Source organism: Curtobacterium sp. 179-B 9B NHS, from assembly GCF_045370965.1.
In the GTDB taxonomy this organism is placed as follows: Bacteria; Actinomycetota; Actinomycetes; order Actinomycetales; family Microbacteriaceae; genus Curtobacterium.
In genome coordinates this window covers 131,000-150,680 of record NZ_JBIQDQ010000004.1, presented here as the reverse complement: position 1 = coordinate 150,680, position 19,681 = coordinate 131,000, and the positions used below count along the sequence as shown (strand labels likewise).

Here is a 19,681-nt window from a genome sequence, read left to right as displayed (position 1 = left end):
CACGAGACTACGGTCGGAGGCGTGTCAGCTCGTCATGCGTGGTCCAGGTACGTCGCGATCGGTGACTCGTTCACCGAGGGGATCGGTGACCCGGACCCCACCGTCCCCGGCGGCAACCGTGGGTGGGCCGACCGCGTGGCCGAGGTCCTCGCCGGACGGGCGGACGGGTTCGCGTACGCCAACCTGGCGATCCGCGGGCGCCTGCTCGGGCAGATCGTCGACGAGCAGGTCGAGCCGGCCCTCGCGCTCCGCCCCGACCTCGTGACGGTGTCCGCGGGCGGCAACGACATCATCCGCCCCGGTTCGGACCCCGACGAGCTCGCCGAACGGTTCGACGGCATGGTCGGGCGACTGCGGAGCGACGGCGCCACCGTGGTACTCTTCACCGGCCCCGACGTCGGCATGACACCCGTGCTCGGCATGGTCCGCGGCAAGACGGCGATCTACAACGAGAACCTGCACGCGATCGCGCTCAAGCACGGTGCCCTCGTCGCCGACATGTGGGCGCTCCGGGTCCTCCGCGACCCCCGGATGTGGGCGCCGGACCGCCTGCACCACTCCCCGACCGGCCACGCGACCGTCGCCGCGGCCGTGCTCGACGCCCTCGGGGTCGAGCACGGGCTCGACCCGGTGACGCCGGAGCCGCTCGAGGCCAGACCGTGGCGCGAGGCCCGCGTCGAGGACCTCGGGTGGGCGCGCGAGTACCTCGTCCCCTGGGTCGTGCGGCGCATCCGGCACACGTCGTCCGGCGACGGCATCAGCGCGAAGCGGCCCGACCTGCAGCCCGTCGAGGTGACGTCCGACACGCCCTGACCCGGGATGCACCCTCGGTCGGAGGCCGCACCCCGGTGTGCGCAGCGCGGTGTCCGCCAGGGGGCGCGATCGGTCAGTCGACCGGGCGGCGCAGCGTGAGCGGCCCGTCGTGCAGCGGCTGCGTGGTCCACTCCCCCGTCGCCGTCCCCGCGGTCGGGTCGAGCCGGAGCCGGGCGGCGTGCGGGGTCTCGACGAAGCGGACGACGACCTCGACGGTGCCGTCGGGTCCGGTCGCACCGCTCGCGGCGAGCGGCCCCTCGACCGACCACGCGCCCTGACCGACCGGGACCGACAGCAGCCCGCCGTCGACGTCGACCGTGAGTCGCCAGCCCTCGGCGTCGGACTCCAACCGGAGCCCCTCGAGCACGCCGTCGGACTCGTAGGACCCGGCCACTGCGTCGGCCAGGCGACCGCCCTGCACCGGGGGCAGCCCGAGGGAGGCGAGCCGTGCCTCCAGACCGGGGTCCGCGTCGACACCGGCGGCCGTGCCCGCAGCGCCCCCGTCGCCGTCCTGCGGCGCGATCGCCGGCAGCAGGTGCTGCCAGGCCGCGTCGAGCACCGCCTGCATGTCGAGCGACTGCCCGGTCAGGGCGAGCACGACGTCCTGCTCCGGCAGCACGACGCAGAACTGGCCGTACGCGCCGTCGCCGCGGAAGCCGTGGCGGGCCATCCAGAACTGGAAGCCGTAGCCCTGCCGCCAGTCCGCGTTCTCCTCGTGGGGGTTGTCGACCTGCGTGCTCGTGGCGGCGTCGACCCAGTCCTCGTCGAGGATGCGCTGCCCGTCCCACACGCCCCGCTGCAGGTACAGCTGGCCGAGCGCTGCGACGGCGGCCGTCGGCGCGTACGCACCGCTGAACCCGAGCTCGGCGCCCGTGTCGTCGCGCTTCCACGCGAGGTCGTCGATGCCGAGCGGGTCGAGCAGGCGCGGGCGCAGGTAGTCGACGAGGGACTCGCCGCTCGCCCGGCGGACGATCGCGGCGAGCGTGTACGTGCACGGCTGGTTGTACGCGAAGACCGTGCCGGGTTCCTCGTCCGGCGGGGTGAGGAGGAACCCGCGGACCAGGTCCTCCGGGTCGGTGGCCTCGGCCCGCTGCAGGGTCTCCTCGCGGTGCCCGGACGCCATCGCGAGCAGGTGTCGGACCCGGATCCGGCGACTGCGCTCGTCGGTGACGTCCGCGTCGAGCTCCGGGAAGCACGACAGCACCGTGGCGTCGAGGTCGACGAGCCCCTCACGGACGGCGATGCCGACGGCAGCGGCGGTGAAGCTCTTGCTGAGCGAGTAGAGCAGGTGGACGCGGTCCGCGGCGTAGGGGGCCCACCATCCCTCGGCGGCCACCCGGCCGTGTCGCAGCAGCACGATGCTGTGCGGCTCGACGTCCGGTGTCGACTCGAGGGCGTCGAGGAACGCGGTGATCCCGCGTGCGTCGATGCCGAGGGCGGACGGGGTGCTGCGCGGGAACGTCGTCGTCACGCTCGAGAGCCTACGCGGCGAGCCCCCAGCGCTGCGGTGGCGACGCGGGGTCGAGCGACGTGGCGGCCGCGCGCGGGGCTGCGCCGGCGACGGCTGCCGACGGACTGGTCTCGACGCCGCGGAACGGGTTCGTCCAGCGCCACCAGAGCCCCGGGTCCTCGATGGAGCGCTCGAGCTCGAGCGGCACGGTCACGGGGTCGTGGTGCTCGATCGAGAACCGTACGGAGCCGACCCGCTCGCCCCGCTCGCCGAGCGTGACGCTGTCGAGCCGGGTGCGTGCGGTGACCGTCGTGTCGCCCCAGACCAGGACCTCGGCGGCATCGGCGGCCACCGCGTCGGCGTCGTCCCGCCAGGGCGTCGAGTAGGTGCCGAAGGTCTGGCCGGCGTGCGTGAGCGTGACCGTCTGGAAGTTGTCGGCCACCGAGCGGAGCAGGCGGCGGACGTCGACGTCGAGTGACGGGTGGTCCCTGCCGCCGAGCATGACACCGACGACGGTGACCTGCCGGCCCCCGCGCTGGTACGTGGCGGCGAACAGCAGGCAGGCCCCCGCCTCGTCGAGCGTGCCGGTCTTGATGCCCTCGATGCCGTCCATCCCGAGGAGCTTGTTCGAGTTCTCGATCTCGCCCGCCCCGGGCACGGTCACCTGCTCCGTCCCGACGATCTCCTTCACGACGGGGTCAGCCAGTGCGAGCTGTCCGAGCCGCACCAGGTCGGTCGCCGTCGAGCGGTTCGCGGGGTCGAGGCCGGTCGGCTCGTGGATCGTCGTGTCGTCCAACCCGTGCTCGTCCAGCCAGGCCGAGGCGGCGCGCTCGTAGCCGTCCATCGACCCGAAGGCCCAGAGCGCGAGTGCACCGGCGTAGTTGTTCGCCGACTTCATCAGCATGACCTGCATGGTCTGGTGCTCGGACAGCCGCAGGCCGTCCGGCATCGGCGCCACCTCGCCGTTCTGCGCCAGGTACTCGGCGTAGAGCGCCTGCATCTGCGCGTCGAAGCGGATCGTCGGGCCGGACTCCCCGCGGTCGAGCGGTCTCGCATCGAGCACGACCAGGGCCGTCACGACCTTGGTGATGCTCGCGATCGATCGGGCCTTGGTGTCCCCGCTGGTGCGCAGGCTCTCCGGGAACCCGGTGGCCTGGACCGCGGTCGCCCCGTAGCCCGGGAACCGCAGGTCCGGCAGGGTCGAGGTCGGGGCGGAGTACTTCGTCGTGGTGGCGCTCGCCGGCGCGAACGGCACGACGGCGACGGCCACCAGGTACCCGACGGCGAGCAGGAGCACCGCGACGACGCCGATCGTCACGGGCCTCCTGACGGCGGAGCGGGGGCTGCGGACGACACGGGGCACGGGAACCGAGGGTACCGGGCAGTCCCGGGGTGCCGGCCGACAGCGAGCCGCCGGTCGTCCCCCGACCGTCGTGTGACGAACACGTAAAACATCGCGCTCCGGGATCCGTGCGTCGCCCGGCAGCCCCTAGCGTGCTGGACATGCACCACGGAACCACCCCGGGCGCCACGCGTGGCGGCCGCACCACCGCCCCGTCCACCGGCCCGGCCACCGACCCGGCCGAGGGCAAGACGACCGCACCGGGCCCGGCTCCGGCCGCCGCTCCGGCTCCGGCTCCGGTGCTCCAGCCCGGCACCGGCCCGGTCCGGTCGTCGCGGTACCTGCCGGCCGAGGCCGACCGGGTGCTCTGGGGACGGCTCCCGAACGGCGACGACCGCCCGGTCGTGACGCTCGCTCCCGGTGACGACCTGACGATCGACACCGTGAGCCACGAGGGGCTCCTGCCGGACCAGGGCAGTGACCCCGTCGCCTTCTTCGGCCGCCACGGCGTCGCGCCGGAGCACGTGCTCGCCGACGCGGTCGCGATCGCCCGGACCGGTCGCCGCGACCCGGAGCAGGACGGCCCGCACGTGGTCACCGGACCGATCGCCGTCGACGGTGCCGAGCCGGGCGACGTCCTGACCATGACCGTGCTCGAGACGCTCCCCCGCGTGCCGTACGGCGTGGTGTCGAACCGGCACGGCCGCGGAGCCCTGCACGGCGAGTACCCGGTCGACGGGCGCACCGTCAGCGTCTTCGCCGACGTGGTGCCCGCCCACGACGCGCCCGGCGACGACGGACCCGGCGACGACCGGCTCCTCGGACGCATCCCGCTCACCGAGCGCGGCGACCGGTACGCCCGGTTCCCGCTCGCGCCCTTCCTCGGCATCATGGGCGTCGCGACCCCCGGCGAGCGGCTGCACTCGGTCCCGCCCGGACGTCACGGCGGCAACATCGACGTCAACCTGCTGCAGGCCGGTGCGCAGCTCCACCTGCCGGTCCTCGTGCCGGGTGCCCTGGCCTACGTCGGCGACCCGCACTTCGCGCAGGGGGACGGCGAGGTCGCGCTCACCGCCATGGAGGCCTCCCTCCGTGCGACGGTGCGCTTCGACGTCACGCCGGCCGCCGAGGCAGCGCAGCAGTTCGGGGAGCTCGTCTGGCCGCTCGTCGAGACGCGGGACCACCTGGTGCCGACCGGACTCGACCCCGACCTCGACGAGGCCGTCCGGGCCTGCGTCCGGCACGCGATCGCGATCCTCGGCGCGCGGTACGGCATGGAACCGCACCTGGCGTACGCCTACCTCAGTGCGGCGACGGACTTCGACGTGTCGCAGGTGGTCGACCTGGTGACCGGGGCGCACGCCCGCATCCGCAAGGCCGACTTCGCGGACGTCCGGTGACGGCCGCGGCACGGCCGACCGACGGTCCGTCGGCACCGACCGGCCTGCTCGACGCCCTCGACGCCTACGAACGGGCACTCGCCGACGACGACCTCGCGGCGCTCGACGACGCGTTCGTCCGCTCCGCCGACACCCTGCGCGGCGACGACCGCGGCCTGCTCGTCGGGCACGACGCGATCAGCACCTTCCGCGGTGCGCGGGGTGGAGTGGCACCGCGCCACCTGTCCCGCACCGAGGTCCGGCTGCTCGCCGAGGACCTCGCGCTCGTCGTCTCCGTCGCCGCGTTCCGCGACGGCGGCTCGGGTCTGCAGACCCAGCTCTGGCGCCGTCAGGCCGACAGGTGGCGCATCGAGGCGGCGCACGTCACCGGCCGATCCCGACCCCTCGACACCACCGTGTGGCGCGTCGTCGGCGACCCGCTCCTGCCGCCGACCGGCCGCGGCCGTCTCGACGGCGCCACGGTGGCGGTCAAGGACCTGTACGCCGTCGCCGGCCACCGCGTCGGGGCCGGCAACGCGACGTACCTGCAGGAGTCCGTGCCCGTCCCCGCCTCCGCAGCGGCGGTCGCCGCCCTCCTCGACGCCGGCGCGTCGGTCCGCGGCATCGCGCGGACTGACGAGTTCGCCTACGCCCTGACCGGACGCAACGAGCACCACGGCACCCCGCCGAACGGCGCCGACCCGTCGCGTGTGCCGGGAGGCTCGTCCAGCGGATCAGCGTCGGCCGTCCGTTCCGGGGTGGCGGACGTCGGACTCGGCACGGACACCGCGGGATCGCTGCGGATCCCCGCCTCGTACCAGGGGCTCTGGGGCCTGCGGACGACCCACGGCGTCGTCGACCACGCCGGACTGCTGCCGCTCGCACCGTCGTTCGACACCGTCGGGTGGCTGACCAGGGACGCCGACACCATGGTCCGTGCCCTCGACGCCTCGGTGCCGCACGGGTCGCACCCCGTGTCGGAGGCCGGGGCGCCGGTCGTGCTCGCGGAGCTCCTCGCCGCCGCGGACCCGGCGACGCAGGACGCCGTCCACGCCGTCGTCGGTGACCTGCCGGTCGTGACGCTCGACGACCTCGGGCTCCCCGCGCTCGAGGACCTCCGCGAGCTCCTGCGGCTCGTGCAGGGTGCCGAGGCGACGGCGGCGCACGGGAAGTGGATCGCGGCCCACCCCGGCGCCCTCGGGGCCGTCGTCGGGCAGCGGTTCGCCGCGGCCGCCGCGAACCCGCCGGACCTCGTCGCGGAGGCCCTCCGGCGCTTCCCCGGGGTCCGAGAAGCGATCCGAGCGGCCCTGGTCGACCGGGTGCTCGTCACGCCGACCGCTCCGGGCCCGGCCCCGTCGCTCGGCGCCGGCGCGGAGGAGCTCGAGCGCGTCCGCACCGCGACGACCACCATGACCGCGCTCGCGAGCGTGGGCGGGGTGCCCTCCCTGAGCGTGCCGGCGCTCACCGTCGACGACGCACCCGTCGGCCTGTGCCTGACCGGCGGGACCGGCACCGACCGAGCACTGGTGACCACGGCGGACCGCTGGCTGCGCGACGGGGTCGGCACGGGCCTCCCGGCCGGCGCTGCCTGAAGCGGTACGCCGGGCCGTCGACGAGCGGTCAGCTGGTCAGGTGGTCGGACGTGCAGCGCGCTGCGCGTGCGTGACCGCCCAGAGCCCCACCGCGCTCGCCGCCGCCACGTTGAGCGAGTCGACGCCGTGCGCCATCGGGATGCGGACCGTCGTGTCGGCGGAGGCGATCGCGGCGTCGGTCAGGCCCTGCCCCTCCGTGCCCATCACGAGCGCGACCCGCTCGGGGACGTCGGCGACGAACGCGTCCAGGTCGACCGAGCGGTCGGTGAGCGCCATCGCGGCGAGGTGGAAGCCCTGCGCGCGGAGTTCCTCGCCGGCGGCCGGCCACTCCCCGATGCGGGTCCACGGCACCTGGAGCACCGTGCCCATGCTCACCCGGACGCTCCGGCGGTACAGGGGGTCCGCGCAGCGCGGGCTCACCAGGACCGCGTCCGCCCCGAGGCCGGCGACGCTGCGGAACACCGCGCCGACGTTGGTGTGGTCGACGACGTCCTCGAGCACCACGACGACCTTCGCGTCCCGGACCACGTCGGCCACCGACGGCAGCTCCGGTCGGTGCATCGCGGCGAGGGCACCCCGGTGCATCCGGAAGCCGGTGAGGTCCTCGAGCAGCGCATCCGGTCCGACGAAGACCGGGCCGTCGTGGTCCGCCACCAGGGGCAGCACGCTGTCGAGCCACTTCTCCTGCACGATGACGCTTCGCGGGACGTGCCCGGCGCGGACCGCGCGCTCGATGACCGTGTTCGACTCGGCGATGTACAGCCCGCCCTCGGGCTCCGTGACCCGCCGCAGCGCCACGTCGGTGAGCCGGGCGAAGTCGTCGAGTCGGGGGTCGTCGAGGGAGTCGATGCGGACGGCGTGCACGGGGCTCGTTTCGTGGGAAGGCGGCTGGGCGTTCGGCTGTTGAGGGTACCGTGGACGACGTGCTGACCGACCCGATGACGGACGAGCTCGACCGCGTCGTGGAGCTGCTGACCGGCAAGCGCGTCGCCGTGCTCTCCGGCGCCGGGCTGAGCACCGACTCCGGCATCCCCGACTACCGCGGCGCGGGCCGGGTGGTACGGAAGCCGATGACCTTCCAGGAGTTCCGCTCCGACCCGGCGAAGCGCCAGCGCTACTGGGCCGGTTCGCACCTGGGGTGGCGCACCTTCGCCGCCGCCCGGCCGAACACCGGTCACCGCGCGCTCGCCGCCCTCGAGGACGCCGGCATCGTCACCGGGGTCGTCACGCAGAACGTCGACGGCCTGCACCTCCGCGCCGGGTCCCGGCGGGTCGTGGAGATCCACGGCTCGATGGACCGCGCGGTCTGCCTGACGTGCGGGCAGGTGTTCTCGCGCGCCGACCTCGCCGGTGTGCTCGACCGCGAGAACCCCTGGATCGACGAGCCGGGCACGGTGCAGCTGCAGCCGGACGGCGACGTCGAGATCACCGACGTGCAGCGCTTCCGGGTGCCCGACTGCTCCGTGTGCGGCGGGGTGCTGAAGCCGGACGTCGTGTTCTTCGGCGAGTTCGTGCCCGCCGAGAAGTTCCGCGAGGCCGTCTCGATCGTCGCGGACGCCGACGCGCTGCTCGTCGTGGGCTCGTCGCTCACCGTGAACTCCGGCGTCCGACTGGTCGACCACGCCACCCGGCGGAAGCTCCCGGTCGTCATCGTGAACCGGGGAGCCACCCGCAGCGACCGGCGCGCGGTGGCGAAGCTCGACGCCGGCACCACGGAGACACTCGAGGCACTGGCCGCGCGGCTCGTCCCGTCCGCCGCGGCGTCGGCTGCACCGGCGCCGCCCGCTGCGGAGTCGTCCGCTGCGGTGTCGGCTGCTGCGGAGTCGTCCGCTCCGGTGTCGGCTGCTCCGGAGCGCTCTGGCAGGATCGACGGGTGACGACGCTCCTCACCCTGGTCCGGCACGGCGAGACCGACTGGAACGCGCAGCGGCGCATCCAGGGATCGACCGACATCCCCCTCAACGACACCGGGCGTTCCCAGGCCGCGGCCACCGCGCTGCTCCTCGGTCGCCGACGGTTCGACGCGGTCGTCGCGTCACCGCTGTCACGCGCGTTCGAGACCGGCGCGATCATCGCCCGCCACCTCGGGCTGCCGGAGCCAGCCACCCACCCGGGTCTCGCGGAGCGCTCGTACGGCGAGGCCGAGGGGCTCACCGACACCGAGGTCGCCCAGCGCTACCCGCACGACGACGTCCCCGGACGGGAGTCCCGCTCCGCGCTGCTCGCACGGGCGACCGAGACGCTGGCCGAGATCGCCGTCCGCTTCGACGCGGGGTCGGTCGTGGTCGCCACGCACGGTGCCGTCATCCGGGCCGTCGTCAACGCCGCGGCTCCCGGCACGGCGGACCGGTACACGACGCCGATCCGCAACGGGTCCGTGCACTCCTTCCGCTGGGACCCCGAGCGGTTCCGTGCCGAGCTCGTCCGCTTCGACGACCCGCTCGACGAGGTCTCGGAGCAGACGGGCGACGAGTCCTTCGCCGAGCAGAACCCGCTCGAGCGCCGGTAGCGCGGGCGGCGGCCCGTCGTGCACGGTGGACCGGTACCGGACGGTGGACCGGTACCGGACCGTTACCTGCGGCTCCGCGAGCGCGGGGACCCGCTCGGACTAGGCTCCGGTCCACGGGCGGCCCGACCACCGTCCGGTGGTGCTCGCACCCGCGCGCGAGGAGGGGCCGTGACGAACCAGGGACCGGTGGACGACCGAGTCGACTCGTCCGACGACCTCGACCGGGCGTTCGGCCCCGACACGGCCTCCGTCACCCGGCCGTCCACCGGCCAACGACTCCGACGCGGCACCGTCATCACGCTGTCCTTCGTCGCGGTCGGCGTCGTCATCGCCGTCGTCCTGTCGACGATCGTCGGCAGCATCCAGACCGGGGTCGGTGGGGTGTTCCCGCGACCCCAGGCGGCGCTCGACCGGTTCCGGACCGTGGCGGCCGACGTAGCGGGCGTGCTCGCCGTCCGTGACGAGGAGACCACGCGCGACTCCCTCGCGGCCTACCGGGTGTCCGCCGTCGTCGAGGCGTCACCGGACCTGTCGCCCGGTCAGCAGGTCGACCTCGTCCGCGCCCTGAGCGCCGCGGCGGCCGACGCGGACGGCAGCGGAGTCGTCGTGTCGGCGGAGGCCCGCTTCGACACCCTGGTGGTCGGGGTCACGACGGACGCCGAGGTCACGCGACAGCGGCTCGAGGTCGCTCGCTCGGTCGCGGCGATCGGCGGGGTCGTCGCGGTGCGCAGCGACTGGGGTCCGGGGGCACCGTCGGACGAGCCGGACGCGCAGCGCGTCGAGCTCGCCACGGTCGGCACCGGTGTGGCCCTCGCCGCGATCATGGACGTCGCACAACGTGAGACGCACGGGGTCTTCCCCGGCGCCGAGGTGACCTCGCGTCAGCCGTCCTGACGACACCGCTGCTGTCGGCGCCGCCACCACTCGTGCGCCGGTCCCGGTCAGCGCTGCTCTCGGTCCTGCACCGCGCGCTCGACGGCCCGGGTCACCTGTTCCGCCGAGTCCTGCCACCGGAACCGGGCCGCCCGCTCGAGCGAGGCCCGCGATGCCTCGTCCCAGCGGTTCTCGAGTCGCCGCACCGCCGCTGCCACCGCGGACGGCGACGACGGGTCGAAGTACTCGGCGGCGTCCCCGCCGATCTCGCGGAAGATCGGGACGTCGCTGACGACCACCGGGGTCCCCACACCCATCGCCTCGACGAGGGGGATGCCGAAGCCCTCGTCGAACGAGGCCGTCGCCAGCGCCGTCGCCCCGCGCAGGGTCGCCAGGTACTCGTCGTCGGAGGCACCGTCGTGGAAGACGATCGCCCCGGTCGGCGCCAGGGCCTCGAGCCGTCGTCGGTCCGCGTCGGACACCCGCGACATGCAGTGCAGCGTCCAGTCGGCTCCGAGCAGGGGCAGTGCGGCCGCGAGCGTCTCGACGTTCTTGTACGGCATGAACGACCCCATGTAGACGAGCGTCCGGGCACGGCTCCCGTCGGGGTCGCGGGGCACGGCCGGGTCGGCCGCGTTGTACGCCACCGTGACGGGGCGCTTCGTCAGACGGTGTCGCTCGATCAGCCCCGCGGTGGTCTCGGAGACCGTCACGACGCCGTCCGCACCGTTCAGCAGCAGGCGTTGCGGCGCCCAGCTCAGGTGGAAGAGCCGCCAACCGAGCCGGATCGGCCACGAGAACTCCCGCGGAGGCGTGCGGTTCCGGTAGTAGATGAGGTCGTGCAGCGTGAGCACGAGGGCGTAGCGGCGACCGCGGGACCCCATGGTCTGCATCGGTGAGAAGACCGCGTCGAGACCGAGCCGGTTCACCGTCCGGGCCACGAGCGGCTCCCCCGCGTCCGTCGGGGCCGGGATGCGTTCCCACGGGACGCCGTCGGGCAGCGACTCGAGTTGCCGTTCGTCGTGCACGAGCAGGACGTGGTCGTGCCGGTCGGGCAGGTGCGCGACGATGCCGGCGGTGAAGCGGCTGATGCCGTCGTGCCGACCGATCCGGACGTACCGGCAGTCGATGCCGATCTGCAGGCGCCTCACGACGCGGACTCCCCCGGGGTGCCGTCGGCCGACGGTGACGCCGCCGACGTGTCGGGAGCCTGCTGCGGTGCGGTGGACCTCGTCCTGCGCGGGTTCCCACGTCCGGCACGACGGCGGGCCGTCGGCTCGGCCATGCGACGGAGCACCGCGTCGGCGGCGGCTCCGGGCGTCTCGTAGTGCACGAGGTGTCCCACGTCGGGCACCACGACGAGCTCGGCGTCGCGGAGTCGGGAAGCGAGTGCACGCTGCTCGGGCAAGGCCGTGATGTCGTCGTGCTCCGCGGCGACCAGCAGCACGGGGACGTCGATGCGGTCGGCGTACTCGGACACGTCGTGCGTGACCGAGGTGCGGAACGCCTCGAGCACGCTCGTGCGGTCCGCGAACGCCGAGAAGTACCGGTCGTGCTGGTCGTGCACCCATCGCCGCAGGTCGCGGTCGCGTGACTTCAGCATGGCGAGGCTCATCGCCCGCACGATCGCGCGGTTCCGGAGCAGCCCGAGTCCGAGCGGCCTGGGGAGCACCGCGCCGGCCCGGTAGTAGCCGATCGCGATGCCGGTGCCGACGGCCCGGGGCCCCTGCAGCGCGGGTGCCGCGATCGGGTTCACCAGCACGAGCAGCCGGGTGTCGAGGCCGGCCGCGACGGTGGCCGCCGTGACGATCGACCCGAAGGAGTGTCCGAGCACCACGGTCTCGGGACCCAGGGCGAGCGCGCGGTGGAACCCGGTGAGCCACCCGACGTAGGCGTCGACGTCGGAGACCGGCAGCGGGTCGGAGATCCCGAAGCCGGGCAGGTCGGGGACGACCACGCGGACGCCCCGGAGGTGGGCGGCGATCGTCTCGAGTCCGTGGTGGTCGCCGCGGAACCCGTGTACGGCGAGGACCGTCTCGGTGGCGTCGGCCGGCCCGTACTCCCAGTAGTGCGTGGTGCGGCCGTCGAGGGTCACGGCCCGGTGCACGACCGGCGTCGCGGCGACGAGCGACTGGTACGGGGAGATCACGGGTGGTTGCATCGCGGCCAGTCTACGAAGCGGCGACCGGGCGGGGTGCGCCCCGCGCCCCGCTGTGGAGGACGACTGCCGGGAGGGACGCTGTGGAGGGGTGTCGCGCCTCCCGTCCGGCCACGTGACGCGGTCGTCACGGCGACCCGCGGACAGCAGCAGGAGCACGCGCCTACTGTGGCCGTGGTCGGGCCACGCCGCCGGCCCGCCGACGACGAGGAGCACGCTTGACCTTCACGGCCCCGATCCAGCTGCCCGGCCTGACCCTGGACCCGCAGTGGTACAAGCGCTCGGTCTTCTACGAGTGCATGATCCGCTCGTTCGTCGACTCGAACGGCGACGGCATCGGGGACATCCAGGGCGTCATCGGCAAGCTCGACTACCTGCAGTGGCTCGGCGTCGACGCCATCTGGCTGCCGCCGTTCTTCCAGTCGCCGATGCGCGACGGCGGGTACGACATCTCCGACTACCGGGCGATCCTGCCCGAGTTCGGCACGCTCGACGACTTCCGCGAGCTCGTCACGAAGTCGCACGAGCGGAACATGCGCATCGTCATCGACATGGTGATCAACCACACCTCCGACCAGCACGAGTGGTTCCAGCAGTCCCGCGAGGACCCGGACGGCCCCTACGGCGACTTCTACGTGTGGCGTGACACCGACGAGCACTACGAGAACATCCGCATCATCTTCGTGGACACCGAGGAGTCGAACTGGACCTTCGACCCGGTCCGCCGGCAGTTCTTCTTCCACCGGTTCTTCTCGCACCAGCCCGACCTCAACTTCGAGAACCCGGCCGTGGTCGAGGCCGTCTACGACGTCGTGCGGCACTGGCTCGACCTCGGTGTGGACGGGCTGCGGCTCGACGCCATCCCCTACCTCTTCGAGTCCGAGGAGGGCAACGGCGAGGGCGAGCCGGAGACCCACGAGTTCATCAAGAAGCTCCGGGCCATGGTCGACGACGAGTACCCCGGGCGTGTCCTGCTCGCCGAGGCGAACCAGTGGCCGCGTGAGACCGCCGCGTTCTTCGGCACCGACGAGGAGCCGGAGTGCCACATGGCGTTCGACTTCCCGGTGATGCCGCGCATCTTCTACTCGCTCCGCGCGCAGCACGCCGCCGAGCTCAAGGCGATCCTGTCCGAGACCCTCGACGTCCCCGAGAAGGCCGCCTGGGGGGTGTTCCTCCGCAACCACGACGAGCTCACGCTCGAGATGGTCAGCGAGGAGTACCGCCAGGCGATGTACGGCTGGTACGGCTACGACCCGCGCATGCGGTCGAACATCGGCATCCGTCGTCGTCTCGCTCCCCTGCTCGACAACTCACGGGCCGAGCTCGAGCTCATCCACGCCCTGCTGTTCTCGCTGCCCGGGTCGCCGTTCCTGTACTACGGGGACGAGATCGGCATGGGCGACAACATCTGGCTGTCGGACCGCGACTCCTCGCGCACGCCGATGCAGTGGACCCCGGACCGCAACGCGGGCTTCTCGACCGCCGACCCGGGCAAGCTGTACCTGCCGGTCGTGCAGTCGCTCGTCTACAACTACGCGCAGGTCAACGTCGAGGCGCAGCTCGCCCAGTCCCGCTCCCTGCTGCACTGGGTCCGCAACGTCATCCACGTCCGCAAGGCGCACCCGGTCTTCGGCCTGGGCTCGCTGCACGTGCAGGACACCACCAACGACTCGGTGCTCGCGTTCGTCCGGTCGTGGGAGGGGTCCGGGCAGCAGTTCGGCCCGTCCGCCGAGGACGTCCTCTGCGTGTTCTCCTTCGCCACCAACCCGACGTCGGTGACGATCTCGGCGCCGGAGTTCGCCGGACGGCCGCTGTACGACCTGTTCGGCGGCGGGTCGTTCCCCGCGTTCGACGAGGACGGCAACGTCACCCTCACCATGGGGACGCAGTCGTTCTACTGGCTGCACGTGGGCGCGCCGGTCGGCGTGTAGCGAGCGTCGGCGGGCGGCCGCCGGTCGGGGGCGACCGTCCGTCGGAGGGCGACCGTCCGTCGGAGGGCGGCCGTCCGTCGGAGAGCGACCGTCCGTCGGAGGGCAACCGTCCGTCGGAGGGCGACCGTCCGTCGGGGAGGCGCTGCCGGCCTGGAGGCTCGACTCGCCCCCGCCGGGTGGCTCACCACCCGCTCGTCGCCGCGTCCGGCGCATCGACCGGGGCGCACCGGCCGCGCTCGTCGACCAGGACGCGGGCGGGTCGCGGCGTGCCCGCCAGGCGGGTCGCGTGGAGCGTGTCGGACCGTCCCGTTAGCCTCGTGCCGTGACGTACTCCCCAGCAGCGCTCGACACGCCCGCACCCGCCGCCCCGGCCGTGCAGGACCTGAGCGGTCGTCCCTGGTGGCACGCGCTCGGCGTGTTCGACCTCGAGACCACCGGCGTCGACGTCGAGACCGCCCGCATCGTCACGGCGCACGTCGGCCTGATCGACATGACCGGACGCTCCATCGCGGAGGGTGCCTGGATCGCCGATCCCGGGATCGCGATCCCCGAGGGCGCTGCCGCCGTGCACGGCTACACGACCGAGCGCGCCCAGGCCGAGGGGCGCCCGGCCGGCGAGGTCGTCGCCGAGATCGTGGCAGCGGTCGAGGCCGTGTTCGCGCGCGGCATCCCGCTCGTGATCTACAACGCTCCGTACGACCTGACGGTGCTCGACCGCGAGGCCCGACGGCACGGCATCGCCTCCCCCGTCATCGGCAACGTCGTCGACCCGCTCGTGATGGACAAGGCGCTCGACACCTACCGCAAGGGCAAGCGCACGCTCGAGGCAGCGTCCGAGCTCTACGGCGTGACGTTGTCCGACGCCCACGACGCCGCCGCGGACGCGATCGCTGCCGGGCGTGTCGCGCAGGCCATCGCGGCGAAGTACCCGGAGGAGCTCGGTGTCTCCGCCGAGGAGCTGCACCGCAAGCAGGTCGGCTGGTGTGCCGAGCAGGCCACCTCGTTCCAGGACTACATGCGGAAGAAGCGCGACCCCTCGTTCACCGCCGACGGTCGCTGGCCGCACCGCAACGGCTCGTAGCGCGGCGGGCGCAGCGGCGCCGTCTCCGCGCCGCCAATGAGCCGCTGTCGCCGCGCCGCCACTGAGCCGGTGTTGCCGCGCCGGCGCTGAGCCGCTGTCGCCGCGCGCCGCAGCTGGGCCGCCCAGCGAGCGGTGCCGCACATCGGCGCTCCCTGCCAGCGCCGGGCGCCGGCGTCCGGCACCCGCCTGCTGTCCCGCAGAACCGGAAGCACGTCGCGCCGTGGAATCACGTGGTGCGACGTGCTCTACGTGGTGCGCGAGCATCGCGCACCGCGCACCGCGCACCGCGCACCGAGGCTGCGTCGCACGGTGCGCTGCCGGCCGTCGGGCGGCGCGACGCTGCCACCTCGACCGGCGAGCGTTCCCGGCGGTCCCACACCGAGCCTCCCGGCCGTGACCGCGGTTCGCGCCCGCAGTACGCGCACAGCCAGACGCACCTCGAACCACGTGAACGCCTGGCGCGACGTGCTTCGTGTTGCGCGCGAGCACCACGCGCCACGGCGCGACAGCACGACGACGCCGTGCGCGCATGCTGGACGCCGCGCCCGCGCCCGCGCCGCGCCCGCGCCGCCCGTGCGCTGTCGTGCCCCGTTCCGGACCCTGCGCCCCGGTGCACCGGGGCGCAGCATCCGCAGCAGGGCGCGTCTCGCGTTCTCACCGACCACAGCGCGCCGTACCCGGACCCGGCGCCACACCCCGACACCACCGTCCGGGCAACGCAGAACGGGCGGCCCTCCCGAAGGAGGGCCGCCCGTCCGAGCGCGAACGCAGACTTACTTGCTGAAGCCCTTGAAGCGCTGGTTGAACTTCTCGACGCGACCGGCCGAGTCGAGGATGCGCTGCTTGCCCGTGTAGAACGGGTGCGACGCCGACGAGATCTCGACGTCGATGACCGGGTAGGTCGCACCGTCGAGCTCGATGGTCTTGTCGCTGGTCGCGGTCGAACGCGTCAGGAACGTCTCACCGGAGGCCAGGTCGCGGAAGACGATGGCGTTGTACTCGGGGTGGGTGTCGGTCTTCATGGAGATTCCTCGGTTGGAGATGGTGGGAGGTACGCGGACGGCCGGTTCGAGCGGACTCGATCGGGACCCCCGCGCGGGAAGTCTGCGGCGTGCGCCAGCCGTCCACGTTACCAGACGACGGGCAGGATCGGGAGCGTCAGGCCGCGCGCGCCGTGTACCGACCGGCGTCCTTCGACACGGTCAGCTCCACGCCGAAGGCCTGGGACAGCGTGGGAGCCGTCAGGACCTCGTCGATGGGGCCGGCGGCCTGGATCCCACCGTCGGCGAGCACGAGGGCGTGCGTGAAGCCCTCGGGGATCTCCTCCACGTGGTGGGTGACGATGACGATCGCCGGCGAGTCGCTGCTCTGCGCGTAGCCGCCGAGCGTGCGCACCAGGCTCTCGCGCGCACCGAGGTCGAGCGACGCAGCCGGCTCGTCGAGGAACAGCACCTCGGGATCGGTCATCACGGCGCGCGCGATCTGCACGCGCTTCTGCTCGCCGTCGCTCATCTCACCGAACGTGCGGTCGGTGAAGTCACCGAGGCCCCACTCGTCGAGCACCCGCTGGGCGCGGCGGACGTCGAGCTCCTCGTACTCCTCGTTCCAGCGACCGGTGACCGAGTACGCGGCGGTGAGCACGACGTCGACGACCTTCTCGGTCACCGGGATCCGGCGGGCGAGGGCGGTCGACGCGAAGCCGATGCGCGGACGCAGCTCGAACAGGTCCGCGCCGCCGAGCTCGGTGCCGAGCACCTCGACACTGCCCGACGTCGGGAACGTCTGGGCACCGGCCACCTGCAGCAGCGTGGTCTTGCCGGCGCCGTTGGCACCGAGCACCACCCAGCGTTCGTCGTCCTGCACCTCCCACGAGATCCCGTCGAGGATGGTGGCCCCGTTGCGGACCACGGAGACGTCTGACAAGCGCACGACCGAGGGCATGGCTCCAGCCTACGGCTTCCGGGCGAGCACCTCGTCGTAGACCTGCCGCGTGCGGTGCGCGATCGCGTCCCACGTGAACTCGCTCTCGACGCGGAGGCGTCCTGCGCGTCCCATGAGCTTGGCGAGCCCCCCGTCGGCCAGGACCTCGTCCAGCGTCCGGGCGAGGTCAGCCACGAAGCGGTCCGGGTCGTTCGGCGTGCCGGTGCCGTCCTGCGCCTGGTCGATCGGGACGATGCGCCCGGTCAGCCCGTCGGCGACGACCTCGGGGATGCCGCCCGTGCGCGTGCCGACCACGGGGATGCCACAGGCCATGGCCTCGAGGTTGACGATGCCGAGCGGCTCGTAGATCGACGGGCAGACGAACACGGTCCCCGACGACAGGACGTTCACGACCTCCTGGTGGGAGAGCATCCGGTCGATCCAGACCACACCGTCGCGCTCCGCGCGCAGGGACTCGACGAGTCCGGTCACCTCGGCCATGATCTCCGGCGTGTCCGGAGCGCCCGCGCACAGCACGATCTGCACGTCCGACGGCAGCGACGCCACCGCGCGGAGCAGGTACGGCAGGCCCTTCTGCCGGGTGATCCGGCCGACGAACACGACCGAGCGGCGCGACGGGTCGATGCCGAGCGCGCGCACGGCGTCCTCGTCGACGGTCGGCTTCCACTCGTCGATGTCGATGCCGTTGTAGACGACGTGGACCTTCGCCGGGTCGATGGACGGGTAGGAGCGCAGGATGTCCGCCCGCATGGCCTTCGAGACCGCGATCACGCCGTCGGCCTGCTCGAACGCCTCACGTTCCATCCAGCTCGACAGGCGGTAGCCGCCCCCGAGCTGCTCGGCCTTCCACGGGCGCAGCGGCTCGAGGCTGTGGGCCGTGACCACGTGCGGGATGCCGTGGGTGAGCTGCGCGATGCGCCCCGCGGCGTTGGCGTACCAGGTGTGGGAGTGCACCAGGTCGGCGCCCGCGACGTCGGCGGCGATGCGGACGTCGGTACCGAGCGCCTGGAGCGCGCCGTTCGCGTCCTCGAGGCCCTCGGGCGTGCGGTACGCCCACACGCCCTCCTCGTCGCGGAACGCCCCGAAGGCGCGCACCCGGACGTCCGTGTCCGTCCCCGACCGCAGCGCAGCCGTGAGCTCGGCCACGTGGACACCCGCTCCGCCGTAGACCTCCGGCGGATACTCCCTGGTCAGTAGATCGACTCGCACGCACTCAACGTAACGGGTTCGCCGTCCGGACGCCTACTGTGAACCACATGGCACCAAAGAAGGTATTCGGCATCGTCCTCGCCGGCGGCGAGGGCAAGCGGCTCATGCCGCTCACGGCCGATCGCGCGAAGCCCGCCGTCCCGTTCGGCGGCAACTTCCGTCTCATCGACTTCGCGCTCTCCAACCTCGTGAACTCCGGGTTGCAGAAGATCGTCGTCCTGACCCAGTACAAGTCGCACAGCCTCGACCGTCACGTGGCCGAGACCTGGCGCATGGAGGGGCTCCTCGGGTCCTACGTCGCGTCGGTGCCGGCGCAGCAGCGACTCGGCAAGCGGTGGTTCGCCGGTTCGGCGGACGCGATCCTGCAGTCCCTCAACCTGCTCCGCGACGAGCGCCCGGACATCGTGGTCGTGGTCGGTGCGGACCACGTCTACCGCATGGACTTCCACCAGATGATCGAGGCGCACATCGCCTCCGGCCGCAGTGCCACGGTCGCGGCGATCCGGCAGCCGATCGGCCTCGCGGACCAGTTCGGCGTCATCCAGGTGGACCAGGACGACCCGACCAAGATCGACGCGTTCCTCGAGAAGCCGAAGGACGCCGTCGGCCTGGCCGACTCGCCGGACGAGATCCTCGCGTCGATGGGCAACTACGTGTTCAACGCCGACGCCCTCGTCGACGCGGTGCTCCGCGATGGCCAGATCGAGTCGAGCAAGCACGACATGGGCGGCGACATCGTCCCCGACTTCGTGGCCCGCGGCGACGCCGGCGTCTACGACCTGCAGCGCAACGACGTGCCCGGCTCGAACGACCGCGACCGGTACTACTGGCGCGACGTGGGGACGATCGACTCGTTCTTCGACGCCCACATGGACCTCATCGCGCCGGTCCCGGTCTTCAACCTGTACAACCAGGACTGGCCGATCTTCAACCAGCAGACGAACCTGCCGCCGGCGAAGTTCGTCCGCGACGCGAACGGCAACACCGGCTCGACGGTCGACTCGATCGTGGCGCTCGGGTGCCTGCTCTCCGGCGCCCAGGTGGAGCGCAGCGTCATCGGTCCGTGGTGCGGGATCGACTCGGGCGCGAAGGTCCTCGACTCCATCGTGTTCGAACGGGCGTCCATCGGCGCCGGGTCGGTCGTGAACCGCGCGATCCTCGACAAGGACGTGGTCATCGCGCCCGGTGCGCAGGTCGGCGTCGACCGCGAGACCGACGAGGCCCGCGGCTTCACCGTCACGGAGTCCGGCATCACGGTCGTCGGCAAGGGCGTCCGCGTCGAGGCCTAGTCCGGGACGGTCGCCGAGTCCGGGCTGCACCTACCGACGTCGGCAAGGGCGTCCGCGTCGAGGCCTAGTCCGGGACGGTCGCCGAGTCCGGGCTGCACCTACCGACGTCGGCAA

The 19,681-nt window shown here is 72.9% G+C and carries 17 protein-coding genes; 9 read left to right on the top strand and 8 right to left on the bottom strand.

The window, feature by feature from the left end; translation table 11 throughout:
- The first annotated feature begins 21 nt into the window (after nucleotides 1–21).
- Nucleotides 22–813 carry an SGNH/GDSL hydrolase family protein gene (locus tag ACH0A8_RS05950; RefSeq protein ID WP_209682530.1) on the top strand — a complete coding sequence of 264 codons (792 nt, stop codon included), beginning with the start codon at nucleotides 22–24 and terminating at the stop codon, nucleotides 811–813.
- A 73-nt stretch (nucleotides 814–886) separates the two neighbouring features.
- Here ACH0A8_RS05950 and ACH0A8_RS05945 read toward each other — a convergent pair whose 3' ends face one another.
- Entirely contained in the window at nucleotides 887–2,284 is a 1,398-nt protein-coding gene (locus ACH0A8_RS05945) for a serine hydrolase domain-containing protein (RefSeq protein ID WP_406906806.1), read from the bottom strand.
- A gap of 10 nt (nucleotides 2,285–2,294) precedes the next feature.
- A complete protein-coding gene (locus ACH0A8_RS05940) occupies nucleotides 2,295–3,626 on the bottom strand; it encodes a D-alanyl-D-alanine carboxypeptidase family protein (protein ID WP_406906805.1) in 1,332 nt (443 codons plus the stop codon).
- A 140-nt stretch (nucleotides 3,627–3,766) separates the two neighbouring features.
- Here ACH0A8_RS05940 and ACH0A8_RS05935 point away from each other — a divergent pair, with 140 nt between their 5' ends.
- Together ACH0A8_RS05935 and ACH0A8_RS05930 are read left to right on the top strand one after the other, a co-directional pair.
- The gene (locus ACH0A8_RS05935; RefSeq protein ID WP_406906804.1) at nucleotides 3,767–5,005 is read left to right on the top strand and encodes an acetamidase/formamidase family protein; all 1,239 of its coding nucleotides are present in this window, start codon (nucleotides 3,767–3,769) and stop codon (nucleotides 5,003–5,005) included.
- Nucleotides 5,002–6,576: an AtzH-like domain-containing protein gene (locus ACH0A8_RS05930; protein WP_406906803.1), complete on the top strand. Its 1,575-nt coding sequence runs from the start codon at nucleotides 5,002–5,004 to the stop codon at nucleotides 6,574–6,576. Before ACH0A8_RS05935 ends, ACH0A8_RS05930 begins: the two co-directional genes overlap by 4 nt.
- A gap of 36 nt (nucleotides 6,577–6,612) precedes the next feature.
- On the opposite strand, the gene ACH0A8_RS05925 is transcribed toward ACH0A8_RS05930, so the two are convergent.
- Entirely contained in the window at nucleotides 6,613–7,440 is an 828-nt protein-coding gene (locus ACH0A8_RS05925) for an RNA methyltransferase (protein WP_271826714.1), read from the bottom strand.
- A gap of 74 nt (nucleotides 7,441–7,514) precedes the next feature.
- Here ACH0A8_RS05925 and ACH0A8_RS05920 point away from each other — a divergent pair, with 74 nt between their 5' ends.
- From ACH0A8_RS05920 to ACH0A8_RS05910, 3 genes are all read left to right on the top strand, one after another.
- Nucleotides 7,515–8,453 carry a Sir2 family NAD-dependent protein deacetylase gene (locus ACH0A8_RS05920; RefSeq protein ID WP_406906833.1) on the top strand — a complete coding sequence of 313 codons (939 nt, stop codon included), beginning with the start codon at nucleotides 7,515–7,517 and terminating at the stop codon, nucleotides 8,451–8,453.
- A complete protein-coding gene (locus ACH0A8_RS05915) occupies nucleotides 8,450–9,085 on the top strand; it encodes a histidine phosphatase family protein (RefSeq protein ID WP_066654386.1) in 636 nt (211 codons plus the stop codon). Before ACH0A8_RS05920 ends, ACH0A8_RS05915 begins: the two co-directional genes overlap by 4 nt.
- 168 nt (nucleotides 9,086–9,253) lie before the next feature.
- On the top strand, nucleotides 9,254–9,979 hold the full coding sequence (locus ACH0A8_RS05910) for a hypothetical protein (protein ID WP_406906802.1): 726 nt from the start codon (nucleotides 9,254–9,256) through the stop codon (nucleotides 9,977–9,979).
- A gap of 47 nt (nucleotides 9,980–10,026) precedes the next feature.
- Here the strand turns inward: ACH0A8_RS05910 and ACH0A8_RS05905 are convergent, their stop codons facing one another.
- Nucleotides 10,027–11,100 (bottom strand): glycosyltransferase family 4 protein, encoded by a 1,074-nt coding sequence (locus tag ACH0A8_RS05905; protein ID WP_406906832.1) that lies wholly within the window; start codon nucleotides 11,098–11,100, stop codon nucleotides 10,027–10,029.
- Nucleotides 11,101–11,105: 5 nt separating this feature from the next.
- A complete protein-coding gene (locus tag ACH0A8_RS05900) occupies nucleotides 11,106–12,119 on the bottom strand; it encodes an alpha/beta fold hydrolase (protein WP_406906801.1) in 1,014 nt (337 codons plus the stop codon).
- Between the two features lie 215 nt (nucleotides 12,120–12,334).
- Here ACH0A8_RS05900 and treS point away from each other — a divergent pair, with 215 nt between their 5' ends.
- Together treS and ACH0A8_RS05890 are read left to right on the top strand one after the other, a co-directional pair.
- Entirely contained in the window at nucleotides 12,335–14,047 is a 1,713-nt protein-coding gene (treS, locus tag ACH0A8_RS05895) for a maltose alpha-D-glucosyltransferase (protein ID WP_066654389.1), read from the top strand.
- Between the two features lie 382 nt (nucleotides 14,048–14,429).
- Nucleotides 14,430–15,128, top strand: coding sequence for a 3'-5' exonuclease (locus ACH0A8_RS05890; protein ID WP_066658248.1), 699 nt, complete (start codon nucleotides 14,430–14,432; stop codon nucleotides 15,126–15,128).
- A 773-nt stretch (nucleotides 15,129–15,901) separates the two neighbouring features.
- Here the strand turns inward: ACH0A8_RS05890 and ACH0A8_RS05885 are convergent.
- The 3 genes from ACH0A8_RS05885 to glgA form a co-directional block, all read right to left on the bottom strand.
- Complete coding sequence (locus ACH0A8_RS05885; protein ID WP_022905175.1) at nucleotides 15,902–16,150, bottom strand: type B 50S ribosomal protein L31; 249 nt, start codon at nucleotides 16,148–16,150, stop codon at nucleotides 15,902–15,904.
- A 136-nt stretch (nucleotides 16,151–16,286) separates the two neighbouring features.
- On the bottom strand, nucleotides 16,287–17,069 hold the full coding sequence (locus ACH0A8_RS05880) for an ABC transporter ATP-binding protein (protein WP_406906800.1): 783 nt from the start codon (nucleotides 17,067–17,069) through the stop codon (nucleotides 16,287–16,289).
- A 9-nt stretch (nucleotides 17,070–17,078) separates the two neighbouring features.
- Nucleotides 17,079–18,278, bottom strand: a complete 1,200-nt coding sequence (gene glgA / locus ACH0A8_RS05875; protein ID WP_406906799.1) for a glycogen synthase — start codon at nucleotides 18,276–18,278, stop codon at nucleotides 17,079–17,081.
- A gap of 47 nt (nucleotides 18,279–18,325) precedes the next feature.
- Between glgA and glgC the strand changes: the two genes are divergently transcribed.
- Nucleotides 18,326–19,567: a glucose-1-phosphate adenylyltransferase gene (glgC, locus tag ACH0A8_RS05870; RefSeq protein WP_066654395.1), complete on the top strand. Its 1,242-nt coding sequence runs from the start codon at nucleotides 18,326–18,328 to the stop codon at nucleotides 19,565–19,567.
- The last annotated feature ends 114 nt before the right edge of the window (nucleotides 19,568–19,681 follow it).

Excerpts from the sequence above, each read along its gene's own strand:
- ACH0A8_RS05935 (WP_406906804.1), top strand. The coding sequence starts at position 3,767 with ATGCACCACGGAACCACCCCGGGCGCCACGCGTGGCGGCCGCACCACC.
- ACH0A8_RS05920 (WP_406906833.1), top strand. The coding sequence starts at position 7,515 with ATGACGGACGAGCTCGACCGCGTCGTGGAGCTGCTGACCGGCAAGCGC.
- ACH0A8_RS05900 (WP_406906801.1), bottom strand. The coding sequence starts at position 12,119 with ATGCAACCACCCGTGATCTCCCCGTACCAGTCGCTCGTCGCCGCGACG.
- ACH0A8_RS05885 (WP_022905175.1), bottom strand. The coding sequence starts at position 16,150 with ATGAAGACCGACACCCACCCCGAGTACAACGCCATCGTCTTCCGCGAC.
- ACH0A8_RS05880 (WP_406906800.1), bottom strand. The coding sequence starts at position 17,069 with ATGCCCTCGGTCGTGCGCTTGTCAGACGTCTCCGTGGTCCGCAACGGG.
- glgC (WP_066654395.1), top strand. The coding sequence starts at position 18,326 with ATGGCACCAAAGAAGGTATTCGGCATCGTCCTCGCCGGCGGCGAGGGC.